15 protein-coding genes are annotated in these 13,527 nt (G+C 42.2%); 3 read left to right on the top strand and 12 right to left on the bottom strand.

Annotated features, from left to right (window positions below):
• Positions 1-57: 57 nt before the first annotated feature.
• Both aroQ and GC096_RS10330 read right to left on the bottom strand, forming a co-directional pair.
• Positions 58-489, bottom strand: a complete 432-nt coding sequence (gene aroQ / locus GC096_RS10335) for a type II 3-dehydroquinate dehydratase (protein ID WP_171630163.1) — start codon at positions 487-489, stop codon at positions 58-60.
• A gap of 79 nt (positions 490-568) precedes the next feature.
• Positions 569-1,060, bottom strand: a complete 492-nt coding sequence (locus tag GC096_RS10330; protein WP_171630162.1) for a YqhR family membrane protein — start codon at positions 1,058-1,060, stop codon at positions 569-571.
• 199 nt (positions 1,061-1,259) lie between these two features.
• On the opposite strand from GC096_RS10330, the gene GC096_RS10325 reads away from it, so the two are divergent.
• Positions 1,260-2,150, top strand: coding sequence for a DUF1385 domain-containing protein (locus GC096_RS10325; protein ID WP_171630218.1), 891 nt, complete (start codon positions 1,260-1,262; stop codon positions 2,148-2,150).
• Entirely contained in the window at positions 2,147-2,404 is a 258-nt protein-coding gene (locus tag GC096_RS10320) for a hypothetical protein (protein WP_171630161.1), read from the top strand. Before GC096_RS10325 ends, GC096_RS10320 begins: the two co-directional genes overlap by 4 nt.
• On the opposite strand, the gene GC096_RS10315 is transcribed toward GC096_RS10320, so the two are convergent.
• On the bottom strand, positions 2,401-3,378 hold the full coding sequence (locus GC096_RS10315; RefSeq protein ID WP_171630160.1) for a patatin-like phospholipase family protein: 978 nt from the start codon (positions 3,376-3,378) through the stop codon (positions 2,401-2,403). The two genes, GC096_RS10320 and GC096_RS10315, sit on opposite strands and share 4 nt — an antisense overlap.
• 111 nt (positions 3,379-3,489) lie before the next feature.
• The gene (gene mntR / locus GC096_RS10310) at positions 3,490-3,915 is read right to left on the bottom strand and encodes a transcriptional regulator MntR (RefSeq protein ID WP_056614749.1); all 426 of its coding nucleotides are present in this window, start codon (positions 3,913-3,915) and stop codon (positions 3,490-3,492) included.
• A 271-nt stretch (positions 3,916-4,186) separates the two neighbouring features.
• Between mntR and splB the strand changes: the two genes are divergently transcribed.
• Positions 4,187-5,248: a spore photoproduct lyase gene (splB, locus tag GC096_RS10305; protein WP_171630159.1), complete on the top strand. Its 1,062-nt coding sequence runs from the start codon at positions 4,187-4,189 to the stop codon at positions 5,246-5,248.
• Between the two features lie 5 nt (positions 5,249-5,253).
• Here splB and GC096_RS10300 read toward each other — a convergent pair whose 3' ends face one another.
• The 8 genes from GC096_RS10300 to GC096_RS10265 all read right to left on the bottom strand — a co-directional run bounded on the left by GC096_RS10300 (position 5,254) and on the right by GC096_RS10265 (position 12,567).
• Positions 5,254-5,967 carry a cytochrome c biogenesis CcdA family protein gene (locus GC096_RS10300; protein ID WP_171630158.1) on the bottom strand — a complete coding sequence of 238 codons (714 nt, stop codon included), beginning with the start codon at positions 5,965-5,967 and terminating at the stop codon, positions 5,254-5,256.
• Positions 5,968-5,970: 3 nt separating this feature from the next.
• The gene (locus tag GC096_RS10295) at positions 5,971-6,771 is read right to left on the bottom strand and encodes a metal ABC transporter permease (protein ID WP_056614758.1); all 801 of its coding nucleotides are present in this window, start codon (positions 6,769-6,771) and stop codon (positions 5,971-5,973) included.
• 12 nt (positions 6,772-6,783) lie between these two features.
• Positions 6,784-7,563 carry a metal ABC transporter ATP-binding protein gene (locus tag GC096_RS10290; protein WP_171630157.1) on the bottom strand — a complete coding sequence of 260 codons (780 nt, stop codon included), beginning with the start codon at positions 7,561-7,563 and terminating at the stop codon, positions 6,784-6,786.
• A gap of 39 nt (positions 7,564-7,602) precedes the next feature.
• Positions 7,603-8,517, bottom strand: a complete 915-nt coding sequence (locus GC096_RS10285; protein ID WP_171630156.1) for a metal ABC transporter substrate-binding protein — start codon at positions 8,515-8,517, stop codon at positions 7,603-7,605.
• 165 nt (positions 8,518-8,682) lie between these two features.
• On the bottom strand, positions 8,683-9,147 hold the full coding sequence (locus GC096_RS10280; RefSeq protein WP_216626086.1) for a hypothetical protein: 465 nt from the start codon (positions 9,145-9,147) through the stop codon (positions 8,683-8,685).
• 84 nt (positions 9,148-9,231) lie between these two features.
• Positions 9,232-11,232: a methionine--tRNA ligase gene (gene metG, locus GC096_RS10275; protein ID WP_171630154.1), complete on the bottom strand. Its 2,001-nt coding sequence runs from the start codon at positions 11,230-11,232 to the stop codon at positions 9,232-9,234.
• Between the two features lie 408 nt (positions 11,233-11,640).
• Positions 11,641-11,865, bottom strand: a complete 225-nt coding sequence (gene yidD / locus GC096_RS10270) for a membrane protein insertion efficiency factor YidD (protein WP_216626085.1) — start codon at positions 11,863-11,865, stop codon at positions 11,641-11,643.
• Positions 11,866-11,976: 111 nt separating this feature from the next.
• The gene (locus GC096_RS10265) at positions 11,977-12,567 is read right to left on the bottom strand and encodes a transposase (protein ID WP_171630153.1); all 591 of its coding nucleotides are present in this window, start codon (positions 12,565-12,567) and stop codon (positions 11,977-11,979) included.
• Between the last annotated feature and the right edge of the window lie 960 nt (positions 12,568-13,527).

Raw genomic sequence — 13,527 nt, 5'->3', positions numbered from 1 at the left:
ATCACCATTCCTTCTTATAAGTTTTGCTTTAACAAAACTAGCTTCGTAAGCAAGTGCTTACAGATGGGGTAGTAATGCTCGTAAACCAAGCGCATAACTATCTGCGCCAAATCCACATATTTGACCAATTACAACGGGTGCAATGACCGAATGATGACGAAATTCTTCACGTTTATGAATATTCGAAATATGAACCTCTACCGTTGGCAATTGAACCGTAGACAGCGCATCACGTATCGCATAGCTGTAATGCGTGAAGGCACCAGGATTCATAAGTATCCCATCCTTTGTACCATAGGCAGCGTGAATTTTGTCAATAATCTCGCCTTCATGGTTAGATTGGAAGCTCTCCAATTCAAGCGAAAGCTCGGTTCCAAGCTCTTGCAAACCTTCAATGATGGAAGAAAGTGTGACGGTTCCATATACACCAGGTTCACGTATGCCAAGCATATTCAAATTCGGACCATTCAAAACTAGAACCCTTTTCAATTCGAAATCCTCCCGAAACAATCGTCATAGGCAACTAGCTGCTTACGGCTAATTAACCTTTGATATTTTACCATAACTTTCATGTCTTGGGTATAGCCTCTGTCGTTCTAGCGCTTGTATATTCAATGGCAATCGAATACCCAATAAACATCCCCCATACGAGGAATAAACAGACATCACTGATGATTGTATTTAGCTCCAACTCTGAAATCCAATACACCATTCCCGTAATTGGTCCTACAATGAGATAAATGATCGCCCACCACAGTGCACCATAGCCTATCCCCCAAAAAGGACTGCGTAATTTCCACATGGTGACCATGTAGATGAAAGCCGCGAATATCGAGAATAGAGCAAATGTGATCCACCCCATGAATAATCCCATCCACGTATTAAAAAAATCGTGCTTGAAAAAAGGTTCAACAAGAAAACCAATGCCTATGGTTGTGAACTTAAAGTAATTCTCCACGATTTTGAGGGCACCCCAAATTAACCCTGCAAAAAAACCGATATATAGTACAAATACCCAACGATTCGTCTGTTTTTTCTTCGCGGTATGCGCACTTGTCATCTGCGATCTTCCTTTCTCTACCGATAAGGCTTGTCTATTCATTGGCAATCATAGTATGTTCTGTCGCAATCGGTAGCATTCAACACCTGAATCCGTTACAATAAGAAAGTGAGAAACTGAATTCGAGAAAGATGAGAAGGTGAATCTTGTGGCAGAACAAAACAGTATATACGGAGGACAAGCCGTCATCGAGGGCGTCATGTTCGCAGGAAGAAATGTGCATGTAACTGCTGTGCGCAAAAAAGACGGTTCCCTTGATTTTTTGGAAGTACCAAAGAAAGTGATTCCGTGGGTTCAAGCACTTAAGAAAATTCCTTTTGTACGAGGAATTGTAGGAATTATTGAGTCCAGTGCCAAAGGTGCACAGCATCTGAATTTCTCAGCTGAGTCATTCGCCGAGCAAGAAGGTGAAGCTGACATGCCGAAGAAAGCAGAGAAAGCTGGCATGTTCTCTGGCATCTCCATGGTTCTAGGCGTTGCTTTTGTCGGTGTCCTTTCATTTTTATTCGGGAAATTCATTTTTACTTTAGTTCCAGCTATTATTGAACAGTTTTTGTTTCAAAATGTATTTAGCAATCAGATTCTTCATAATCTTATAGAAGGTGTAATCAAAATCATTTTGCTGGTGGGATATATTTACTTCATCTCTCTTACACCTATGATTCGGAGATTGTTTCAATATCATGGCGCAGAGCATAAAGTGATCAGCGCTTATGAAGCAGGTATGGAATTAACGGTTAGCAACGTGCAAAAGTTCAACACTCTTCATTATCGTTGTGGAAGCAGCTTTATCGTATTTACCGTTTTAATTGGTGTTGTCATCTACTCATTCCTTCATTACGACGGCATGGTCGAGCGTATTGTACAGCGTCTCATTTTGTTACCACTGGTTATCGGGGTTTCTTATGAGGTATTACGTTTTACGAATTCCCTTCGTGAAGTACCAGTTCTTCGTTATTTAGGGTATCCTGGTCTTTGGCTACAATTACTTACAACCAAAGAACCTGAAGACAGTCAAGTCGAGGTGTCCATTGCATCTTTTAACCGCATGCTAGAAGCGGAAAAACGAATTATGGAGGGACGGGCATGAGAAGAAAGTTTTCTCCGATTGAAATTGCCATAGGCATTTTGATTGCAATAGGCTTGATCGTTAGTCTACGTGTGTTATTCATTCCTATCCTTGTGCTTGGGGCCATTTTCCTACTGTATAAATTCCCACCTTCCCGTTGGAAGAAACCTTCCATCCCTCGTGGAACTGTAAAAGGTAAAACGAAGAACGCGAAATTCCGCGTTATCAACGGGACGAAAGATTCCGATAAGGATGATCTCCCTAAATACCACTAAGTTAAAGATTTATGTGGAGGTCGCATCACATATTTCTCATAATTTTCTTCGTAGGTACTGGCCGACCAACTTTTGAAATACGCTTTGGCCGACAAGAAGCCCGACTCGTACAGTGACATGCTTAATTCCTTGGAGATGGTGAATTGTGTATTCCCAACACCTAACGTAGGAATTTTTACGGTTCGGAAGCGATTCTTCTGTTCAATGTAGCGTTCATCATGGGCACTAAGCATTGTGCTAAAGAGCGCTTCTAGCATCGTAATTGGTCCTCGGATCGTATGTGTTGGCGTATCACTCTTTCCAACGAGTTGGAAACCAATAACAGGAATGAGCTTCGCACGTGGCATTTCATTGTCGTACACCCAAAGCGGGAAGTTGCTTAACAAACCACCGTCCACGATATAATTAAACTGCTCTGAGAATGGCTTAGCCTTCTCGGAGCTTTTTATATTCCGCCGGATTCTAACTGGATCGAAGAAGTATGGAATGCTCGTGCTCATTCTCACCGCTTTGGCAACCGAGAGCTTGCCAGGATCGATGCCATATTGCGCTATATCATTAGGTAGAACCAATAGCTTGCCCTGTGTAATATCTGAGGCAATAATCCGGAGCTGGTTTGGCTCCAGATCAGCAAACGTGCGAACGCCTTTCGCCGCGAGTTGTTGATTGATCCAATGTTCCAAGGCTTCGCCAGAATATAGCCCTTTTTTGAGCAACAAGCGTGCTGCGGGACCTATGATCTTCGTGTTGAAAATAGGAGAACGTTGCATAAACGACTTGAAAGGCGCTCTAAGGATCAGCTCCCTCATTTCTTCCCCCGAGTAGCCAGCTGCCAATAAAGCAGCCACAATCGCACCAGAGCTTGTACCTGCGACATTATGAAAGGTATATCCTAGTTCTATGGCCGCGCTCACACCACCCGCCAATGCGATCCCTTTGACGCCCCCACCTTCAAACACGCCGTTAATCTTCATACCCTGCATCCTCCCATAGCTCTATTTCGTAGGGCTTCTTAGGTATGTATGCGAGAGCTGTTTGTTTCTATTCCCATAAAAAAAAGACAGAGTACCGTAAACGGTCTCTGCCTAGTTCTCTGCCTCTAATTCTTTACGAACATTCATAAGCTCATCTGCTCTGCTTGGATCTCTCCGAAAGTATTCTAATAAGGTTTCAATACACGTAATCGAATCCCAGCTTAAATGATGCTCTATGCCTTCGACATCCTTATATATATTGTCCTCATGGACACCAATTGTCGTTAGAAAATTTTCCAAAAGCTCATGACGATCCATCAAACGTTTGCCCATCTTCTTCCCCTTGGGCGTTAGGATAAGACCGCGATATTTTTCATAAATTAAATAATTATCTTTATCTAATTTTTGAATCATTTTAGTTACGGAGGAGGGGTGCACTTCAAGCCCTTCAGCAATGTCGGAAACACGAGCGTAACCTTTCTCATCGATAAGCTTGTATATTCTCTCCAAATAATCTTCCATACTTGGCGTAGCCATTGCTATATTTCCCCCTGCTGTGCGAATTTCTTTCCACATAAAAAAGTATAAGTTTTCGGTATCCGAAAACTGTTTTTTATTGGCGATAAAACCTTCCTCTAAACGCGGTCGCTCATCTTCGAGTGGCCTCGATAAAGGTTTTCTCATCCATACTGCTTTCCTATCATAATCCATCTACCCAGATGCGGTCAAATCTCCCATGATTTCAAAGCACTTCACTTTGGCACACTAAAATAATAGTTTGTCATTTCGATTTGCAAAGGAGGCCCCCATGTCTACTGAGGTGCTTACAAGACCGCAGCCTAGCACGACGATTTTCGTGCCAGAGCTTGTTTATTTTGAACCAGATGCTCTGAATTATCCCAAAGGTAAGCAAATTTATAAATGGGCAGAACAAGAAGGCCTTGAGATTCATATGACGACCTCGCATAATCAAATCCGCGATTTGCCCGGCGAAACAGAATTAGATAAATACCGGATTGCCAAGCGAACCTTAGTCGTAGGTATACGAAAAACGTTAAAATTCGAAACATCCAAGCCATCCGCCGAATACGCGATACCGATCGCAACAGGCTGCATGGGACACTGTCATTACTGTTATTTGCAAACAACGATGGGTGCGAAGCCGTATATTCGCGTCTATGTCAATATAGACGATATTCTCGAGGCAGCCAAGGGCTATATCGCGGAGCGCGAACCTGAAATTACTCGTTTCGAAGCCGCGTGCACGTCAGATCCTGTAGGGCTTGAGCATATCTCTGGCTCACTTAAACAGTTAATTGAGTTTATGGGCGAACAAGAGCACGGCCGTCTACGTTTTGTCACCAAGTACCATCACGTAGAGCCTTTATTAGATGCCAAACATAACAAGCATACCCGTTTTCGCTTCAGTGTGAATGCAGATTATGTAATCAAAAACTTCGAGCCTGGCACATCTCGATTTCATGAGCGCATTGAAGCGGCAGGCAAAGTTGCCAAGGCTGGATATCCACTTGGTTTCATCATTGCACCTATTATTTGGCATGAAGGCTGGGAGGAAGGTTATGCAACACTAATTGAGAAACTCTACAACACCCTGCCTGCTGAAGCCACACATGATCTTACTTTCGAGATGATTCAGCATCGTTTCACGAAAACAGCCAAGAATATTATTGAAAAGCGATACCCCAAAACAAAGCTGGAAATGGACGAAGATAAGAGAAAGTACAAATGGGGCAAATATGGGAAAGGTAAATATGTGTACAAAGATGAACAAGCTACCGCGTTGAGAGAATTTATCACAGAACAAATTTTCGAGAAATTCCCTCAAGCGAAGATTGAATATTTTACATGAACCCCTTAAAACTTCAAGAAATCTGGTGTAATGGAGTTCAACCAAAGGGTGATTTGCGTCATTTTACCTGTATAAAGTAGAATGGCGATGACGATCATCAAGCCTCCACCAATTTTCATAAGTAGGTTGGAATAGCGAAGAATCCATTTGGTTGAACCGATGAAAAAGGATAGTGCGAAGAAAGGAATCGCGAATCCAAGCGAGTAAGAAGTGGTTAATTGAAACCATGTTCCTGGTTCTGTAGCTGCTAAAGCAAGTATGGCTGACAGAATAGGTCCAACACAAGGTGACCAACCCGCAGCAAAACCCATACCAACAAAGACGGAGCCAACATATCCGGCTGGCCGAAATTTGATAGACAGTTTACGTTCTCTCATTAGCCATTGCGGTTGAAAAATACCGAGTAAAAATAATCCCATTACAAATATTAAGAGTGCAGCGATTTGACGAAGCAAGTCCCGATAGTCAATAAAGAAACTGCCAACAAAGCCTGCTGTCAGCCCTAAAGCATAAAAAATAATGGAGAATCCAACGATAAAACTTAACGTGTGCAGCATGGTTTGACGTCTAACCTGTACAGTTGTTCTCCCTGACTTAAGTTCACTGACCGAAATTCCTGTTATGTAGGATAAGAACGAAGGATATAAAGGCAAACAACAAGGTGAAATGAAAGATGCTATACCCGCCCATAGGGCGATCCATACATTAACTGAATCCATGACTTATATCCTCAATCCTCTTTTTAAAATAATCCCAATTAAAATAGCGATAAGGCTCAGTACAACCGTCCCTCCTGGTGCCAGATCCCAAATCCCAGCTACAACAAGACCAACGATGACAGCAATTTCCGAGAATAAAATCGCTAAGAAAACGGAATGTTTGAAGCTACGAGCAATTAACAGACTACATGCGACTGGAATTGTTAATAAGGAGGAGACCAATAAGGCGCCTACAATTTTGATAGCAACTGAAATGACAAGTGCCGTCAGCATTGTAATCATCATATTATAAAATTTCAAAGGAAGTCCACTTACACTCGCTGCATCCTCGTCAAAAAACATCAAGAAAAATTCTTTGAAATGAAAAGCGATAACTCCGATAACTAATACACACACAACAAGTACCACCCATAAATCAGTGGAATCTAGCGTGTAAATACTGCCGAATAGGTAGCTCATGACATTCATATTAAACCCTTTGCCAAGGGTAAAAAGTAACGTTGCCAACGCAACGCCGCCTGACATAATAATGGCTATGGAGAGCTCTGCGTAGGTTTTATATGCCTTGCGTAGTCGTTCTATTGCAAATGAGGCCAATAAAGCAAATACAAGTCCCACACCGAGTGGGTACACATTGATCAAAAAACCGAGTGCTACGCCAGCAATCGAAACATGCGCTAGCGTGTCCCCTATCATAGATAGTCGTCTTAGAACAAGAAAAACGCCCATTAATGGCGCAGTTAGCCCGATCAATAATCCACCTATTAATGCACGTTGAAAAAAGTACTCTGTAAATATGTCCAAAATGCCCGCTCCTTACTGAACTCCGATCATCTCTCGAATCTGGCCGAGTGAATGGGTTAGATTCGTCTCACGGCAATCCTCGGGATCATGGGTATGCTTCACATAAAACTTGATGCCGCCGCTCACTTGCTGCGGCTCAGTTCCCAGATACGACTGAATCATGTCCATATCATGAGAAACCATAATGAAGGTCATATGATGATGCTGGTGCATATGCTTGATCATTCGGAAGAAACCGATCTGCGTTTCGGCATCAATCCCTACCGTAGGCTCATCAAGAATGAGCAACTCCGGGTTGTTCACAATCGCACGAGCTAAGAAGGCTCGTTGCTGTTGACCTCCAGAGAGTTGGCCAATACGACGATCGGCTAGATCCTCGATGCGCATCGCAAGCATCGCGTCCTCAGCCTTTTGCAAATCAGCTTTGGAGAGTCGGCGATACACGTTCTTTTTGGTATACATGCCAGAAAGAACAACTTCCCTAACTGTCGCTGGGAATAACGGATTAAAGGAATTCTTCTGTGGTACATAACCGATTCGTTCCCAATCCTTGAATTGACTCAATGGACGATCAAACAATCGGATTTCTCCACTAGTTGGTTTCAATAGGCCAACTAACATTTTCAGAAGTGTCGTTTTACCAGCACCGTTAGAACCAATCACACCAACAAAATCACGCTCAAACACATCAAACTGGAGATTGTTAATCACTGTCTTATTTTCATATGAAAATGAAATCTGATCGATTGACACGATTTTCTGATGGCATAACATTTTATTACTAGTATCCATCTGATTACCCCTGACTTACTAAGAATGGTCCTACTTACTTTATTGTAACGCTAGAAGTAGGTTTTTCAAGTTTTTGTCCATAATCGAAATATAATCTTCGCCAGCATCCATTTGCTTTTCGGTTAGACCCTCTAGTGGATTAAGTACAAGGGTGTCCACCTTTGCATCCTTAGCTAACGTTTTTGCTAGCTTATCCGAGACAAGCTCCTCAAAGAAAATATATTTGAGCTCATGCTCTCTAATAAAGGTATTGATTTGTTTGAGATCTTGCGCTGTTGGCTCCGCATCCGGTGATAAGCCCATGATAGACATTTGAGTCAAGCCGTAGTCTCTACATAGATATGCAAAAGCATGATGAGATACAGCAATTTCTTTTTTTGTAGTAGTAGAGAGTTCTTTTTTGTATCTACCGTCTAACTCTGTTAATTTAGCGTTGTATGCCTGATAGTTTTGCTCATACGCATCCTTATGAGCTGGATCCGCTTCAATCAAAGCCGTTTTAATATTATTAGCCATTTTTTGTGCATTTAACGGGCTTAACCAGGCATGTGGATCAAATTCTTTTTTATTTTCATCTGTTGTGATCAAATTAGCACCTTGACTTGCTTCTACGACACGCACTTTAGATGAACTTGATAGACTTCCTAGAAAATCTTTGACCCAACCTTCAAAGCCTGCGCCTTGGTATACGAAAACTTGAGCCCCTGACATATTTTTGATATCCCTGCTTTTTGGAGACCAGTCATGTGGCTCCACGCCAGCCGGGACAAGATTTATTACATTTACATAATCGCCGCCAATTTGTTTCGTGAAATCATATAAGGGATAAAAACTAGTCACAACATTTACTTTTCCCTCTACTAATCCAGCTTTCGAACTGCTGCAGCCCGCAATGCAGCAAGCAACTATTACCAATAAAGCTATGTAGATATATCGCTTCGCATGTCTTGTCATTTGAATAAACACCCACTCTAAATCGTAATTTTTTTTATTAACGTTTTGATTATACGAGGTGGGTTTATTGAAGTCAATATATCTGGAGAGGAAACTCAAAAAAGCCAGCTGCATCGTTCACAGCATGGCCATTTCTAATTTCCCTATATAATAATGCGAGAGTGATTATTCTTCAGATCCTCCAGAATCGCTCGAATCTCCTGAATCACTCGAGTTTCCGGAACCCCCAGAATCACCTGAACCCGAATCGCCAGAACCTTCTTCCCCAACCTTAGCTTCTCTGGCTTTTTGTTTTTCCTCGCTGCTGCCTTTTATTGGTTTATCTGATTCTTCTTTCAACTTCTTATAACGCTCTTCCGATTCCTTAATGAGTTTAGCATCCTGCTCTTTTTGATATTTGATTACTTCATTATACATCTGATACTGCTTTTTCAGTTCTTGATCAATCACACTCTCATTTTTAGCTTCAGCTTGTTTTTTTTCTTCTTCCTTTTTCTTCTGACCTCCACCGAATAACGAACAAGCTGATAAAGTGATGATCAATATTACTAAAGTTATCCCTTTTCCTATACGTTGTATAAGCATCTTATTCACTCCGTGGTTAGTTTCCTTTAGCTTGCCCTTTGTCATCAAAAATACCCTTAACTTAGTCACAAAAAGCAATAGACCCTTTCCCAGAAAATCTGGGAAAGGGTCTTTGTGCATAAGGCTGTATTATTTCACGATTGCACCGTTCGGCATTAAATCTGGAACGGTCGCTAGCGTGAGCTGATCGCCATGTGAAGCGGCGAGAATCATACCTTGAGACAGCTCGCCGCGCAGCTTCGCGGGCTTCAAGTTCGTGACGCAAATAACTTTGCGTCCAACAAGATCATCGGGCGTGTAGAACTTCGCGATGCCCGAAACAACCTGACGCTGCTCATAGCCGAGGTCGAGCTGCAGCTTAAGAAGCTTGTCGGCGCCTTTCACAGGCTCCGCCGAAATCACTTGTGCCACGCGCAGCTCCACTTTGCCGAAATCGTCGATCCCGATTTCTTCTTTGGGCTCCGGCGCTGGCACAGAAGCAGTTGCAGCGGACGCTGGCGCTGCAGCCTTTGATTCTTCGGTGCTCTCCGAAGCACCGCCACCCATGGCCTCGACGATGTAGGCGACTTCTGCTGCTACGTCGAGTCTAGGGAACATCGGCTCTCCCTTCTGCACCTTGGTGCCTGTAGGGAGATGCCCAAAGGACTGCACGCTCTCCCACGCAGTCAAGCGCGGTAAATCGTCCGCAGCTAAGCCTAGCTGCGCCCAGATCAGTTCCGGTGTCTTCGTTAAGAAAGGACGAAGAAGAACAGAAGAGATGCGCTGAGATTCCGCCAGCACATACATGACCGAACCTAGCGTTTCACGCTTGGCTTCGTCCTTCACCATCGACCACGGCTGTGTTTCGTCGATATATTTGTTCGTGCGGCTAATCAACTGCCACACCGCAGATAGCGCGATGGAGAACTCCATTTTCTCCATCGATTCCTCATACTTAGCAACAGTTGTACGAACTGTCTCCAACAGACTTTCGTCAAATTCAGTTGCACCGGGAATATAGGCAGGAATTTTTCCTGCAAAATACTTATCAATCATCACAATCGTACGATTCAATAAATTCCCCAAATCATTAGCTAGATCATGATTTACACGTTCCACAAAACTCTCAGGAGTAAATGTGCCGTCTGCTCCGAATGGCACTTCGCGCATGAGGTAATAACGAAGAGCATCCAAACCATAACGATCAATAAGTGTAACAGGGTCCACAACATTCCCCTTGGACTTGGACATTTTGCCATCCTTCATAAGCAACCAGCCGTGTGCAAATACTTTTCTCGGCAGAGGCAAATCAAGCGCCATTAACATAATCGGCCAATAAATCGTATGGAACCGCACAATTTCCTTACTCATTAAATGCACATCTGCTGGCCAATACGTTTTGAAAATTGTCTCATCATCAGAACCATAACCAAGGGCTGTAATATAATTGGAAAGCGCATCAATCCAAACATAAATGACATGCTTTGGATCTCCAGGAACTTTAATTCCCCAGTCAAAAGTCGTTCTCGAAACTGCCAAATCCTCTAAACCTGGCTTAATGAAATTATTCAACATCTCATTCTTACGTGATTCCGGTTGGATGAAATCAGGGTTCTCTTCATAATATTGAACGAGTCTATCCGCATACTTACTCATCCGGAAGAAATAAGTTTGCTCCTTCATCTTCTCCACAGGACGCCCACAATCAGGACATTTTCCATCGACTAACTTACTCTCCAAGAAGAAAGATTCATCTGGAATACAGTACCAACCTTCATACTCACCCAAATAAATATCACCTTGATCAAGTAAACGCTGAAAAATCTTAGTTACCGCATTCTTATGTCGATCTTCCGTTGTACGAATAAAATCATCATAAGAAATGTCCAGTTTCGCCCAAAGTTCTTTAATCCCAGAAACAATATTATCCACAAAAGCCTGTGGTGTTGTTCCTTTTTCTTGCGCCTTACGTTCAATTTTCTGACCATGTTCATCTGTACCTGTTAAATACCTAACATCATAGCCTTGTAACCTTTTGTAGCGCGCCATTGCATCTCCAGCAACAGTCGAATAGGCATGCCCAATATGCAGCTTGTCACTTGGATAGTAGATCGGTGTAGTAATATAAAATGTTTTTGTTTGTTCGGACATTATTCATTCCTCCAATAGCGGTTAGTTGAAAACACAAAAAACCCTCATCCATCTTGGGACGAGAGTTGAACTCACGCGGTACCACCCAGGTTCCCCCGCCTTTCACAAGCTCGGGGCTCAGTAAGTCTATTACGACTTGCCCATTAACGCTGGGACACGAGACCAGCTTACTCTCTAGCAAAGTTTGTGTAAGCACTTGCTTTACACTCTTCTGCTGAGTAGCTCGAAGGCCTATTCTCCGGGACCATATTCCAAACATTCTCCTATACCGGCTTTCACCTGCCCCGGCTCTCTGTTCATAGGCATCTGATTGTACTTATCCGTTCATCGAAATAAACAATATTTAGCATCTTTAAGCACAATATATCGAAAAAAACAGCCTCATGTCAAGCCGACAGATTCACTATATTAATTTCCGCTCTTTGCTGGCACATGATCCACACCACCTGGGTGAAAAGGATGACATTTGCAAATCCGTTTCACGGATAACCAAGAACCTTTCATAGGTCCGTGAACCTCAATGGCTTCTAACGCATATTGCGAACAAGTTGGATAAAATCGACATGTTGGGGGTTTGAGTGGCGAAATAAACTTCCGATAAAAATGGATAGGGGCTTGCACAACCCTTTTCATCAGTATTCTCCTAATTCTTTGTAAAGTTGTAACTATCACTACCATCTTGACTGAAAATAAGGATCCCGTCAAATCCTCTTACTACGACTGTGACTGTGACTTCCAACTCCTTTAGAACCGAAAACACTTCAGAAATCTTGAATATAAATGAATGGATACAAAAGTTTTCATCACTGATTGCTGCGTAAGTTTAGATAATTTGACTTCTATATATGTTTTGAGATCAAATGGATCACACCAATCATCGATGATTTTCGGCGTAGGAAACTTTGATTTAATTGATTCAGAACGAATAGCCTTCTTTCTCATTTTACGCAATGCAAGTAATCTGCTCTCTTCAACCTTAATTGCATAACAAATTTTATCAATCAACAGCTTAGCACTTCTATAATTAATACCTAGCATTTCAGACAATCCGTACGCAGTAACTTCAACGCCGTTCATACATAAAAGCTGGATAGCTTTGAACCAGGTTAACAAGGAGAGTTTAGATTTATGCATGATTGTGCCCGCGGTTATCGAAATTTGCATTCTACACTCCTTGCACTCCAACAATCTACGAGAACGAATTTGAAAAGCTTCATGGTGATCACATCGAGGACAATGAAATCCATTAGACCAACGCAAGCTCATAAGAAAATCCTCACACGCCACTTCTGTTTCACAAGATGACGCTTCACTAGCAAGTGATTTAATATTCATTCGCCTCTCACCCCTCATGAGAACTAATGTTCTATAAGACTATTATATCAAACAAATGTTCGCATGTATATATTTTTTTATAATATTTTCCATATATAGTGTCGTTATCTGGAGGCTATATATTCTCAATAAAACAAATTCTGTGATATGTACAAGTCAAAAAAACAAGGAAGTTAAAGGAAGTAAATAGGAAAACAAATAAGTAAATACAGAAATATGCTAAGAGTAAAACAAAGTAAGTAAAAAATTATGTAAAGTTATGATGATATTTTAATAGAAAGACAGAAATACAGAAAAATAGAAAGATAGAAATAAAAACATTGAAATAAAGTACATAGAAATAAAGAGCTAAGAATTTAAGGAGATTTAAGGGTCTAAAGATTTATGGTTCAAAGGTTCTAGATTTTAGGGGATTTCGGGAAGAAATAAAGAAAAAATGAAATTATAAATCTTTTTTTAAATAAGCTATTTTTAGTTAAACTACATAGATAGCACAATTCAATCCGCTGTACTGCGACTTGTAGATAGCACAGAATTTATATTTTGGCGGGATACTCCCCCTCCCCCCGATACTAGTGACAGTAAGTTAATTAAATTTTCTGCTGATATCTGTTCTTAATTTAATAGATTGTAGATATTACGGATTCGCGTAAAAAATTAAGGGTAGTTTAGAAAAGAATTTCGATGATGCGTCAGTATGGTTTCGGGGGGGCAGGGCTTGGGGCTTGGGGCTTGGAGTTCGGGGTTCGGGGGTCGGGGTTCGGGGGTCGGGGTCAGGGTCGGGGTCAGGGTCGGGGTCGGGGTCGGGGGTCGGGGCTTGGAGCTTGGAGCTTGGGGTTTGGGGTTTGGGGTTCGAGGTTCGAGGTTCGAGGGTCGGGGGTCGGGGGTCGGGGGTCGGGGCTTGGAGTTTGGGGTTCGGGGTTCGGGGGTCGGGGTCGGGTTCGGGTTCGGGGGTCAGGG

The sequence above is a fragment of the Paenibacillus plantarum genome (assembly GCF_013141695.1).
GTDB classification, from domain to species: Bacteria; Bacillota; Bacilli; order Paenibacillales; family NBRC-103111; genus Paenibacillus_E; species Paenibacillus_E plantarum.
This window is presented reverse-complemented; position numbering and strand designations above follow the sequence as displayed.